2 protein-coding genes are annotated in these 909 nt (G+C 74.9%); both read right to left on the bottom strand.

The window, feature by feature from the left end; all coding sequences use genetic code 11:
- Positions 1-602 (bottom strand): hypothetical protein (locus PROKR_RS13635; RefSeq protein WP_036964117.1); only part of this gene is annotated, 602 nt, incomplete at its 3' end.
- 44 nt (positions 603-646) lie between these two features.
- On the bottom strand, positions 647-909 hold a 263-nt coding region (locus PROKR_RS36935; RefSeq protein ID WP_036964115.1), incomplete at its 5' end, for a hypothetical protein.

The following is a 909-nucleotide window of genomic DNA, read 5'->3' as shown; positions in this document are numbered from 1 at the left end:
GCCCGCACCCAGCGGTCGCCGGGCCACGGACGCGGGCCGCGCATGCTGACGACGAGCTTGCGGCGGGCCGTGCCCTCGATCCAGTACGCGGGCTCGCTGAACGCGACGTCGGGGGCGAGCGCGCCCCGGCCCACGGCCGCGAGGCTCTGCGCGTTGCGCCACCAGACGTGCTGGGCCAGGCGGCACGTCGCACGGTGCACCCAGACGGACGGCCCGAACGCGTCGTGCGCGACCGCGCGTGGTGGCAGCACGACCGTGCCGCCCTTGACCCGCGCCGTCGCGGCGAACAGCAGGTAGGCGACCTGCCGCGCGAACATGCGGGCGCTCAGGTCGAGCTCGCCGGGCTCGACCACCAGGGCCGGACGACGCGACCGGACCAGCGCCCCGAAGAAGGATCCGAGCTGGCGGGTCGTGTAGACCCGGTCGGAGGCGCGGACGCAGAGCCGTTCGAGCCACGCCCACGGGGCGCTGCCCACGTACGTGTCCGCGGCGCCCGTCGCCTTGCGCACCCAGGCGAAGACCCGCTCCCGGATCAGGGCGTCGCCGATGTTGGGGTAGTCGCCGGTCATCATGGCGAAGACCCGGGTCCGGTCGGTCGGCATCGTGCCACCTCTCCTCGACGTGTGCTTTCTCGGGGTTGCCGTGCTCAGCGAGCGAACGCGCGCCGGGCGCGCCGGACCAGTCGCCATGCCTCACCTCTCAGTCGGCCGCGGACCCGCTTCGTGAGCGGCCGCGACAACCTGTCGTGCTCGCGGACCAGCGGGCGCATCGGCCCGAGGTAGAGGTCGAGGTCGCCGGCGGCCCGGGCCCGCTCGAACAGCTCGAAGCTGAGCTCCGAGAGCCTCCGCCGGGCACGGACGAGCCGCACCCGGCGGCGCGGCACGCCGTACCCCGGCTCCACGCGCTTGC

The organism is Promicromonospora kroppenstedtii DSM 19349 (genome assembly GCF_000515355.1).
Classification (GTDB): Bacteria; Actinomycetota; Actinomycetes; order Actinomycetales; family Cellulomonadaceae; genus Promicromonospora; species Promicromonospora kroppenstedtii.
This window is presented reverse-complemented; position numbering and strand designations above follow the sequence as displayed.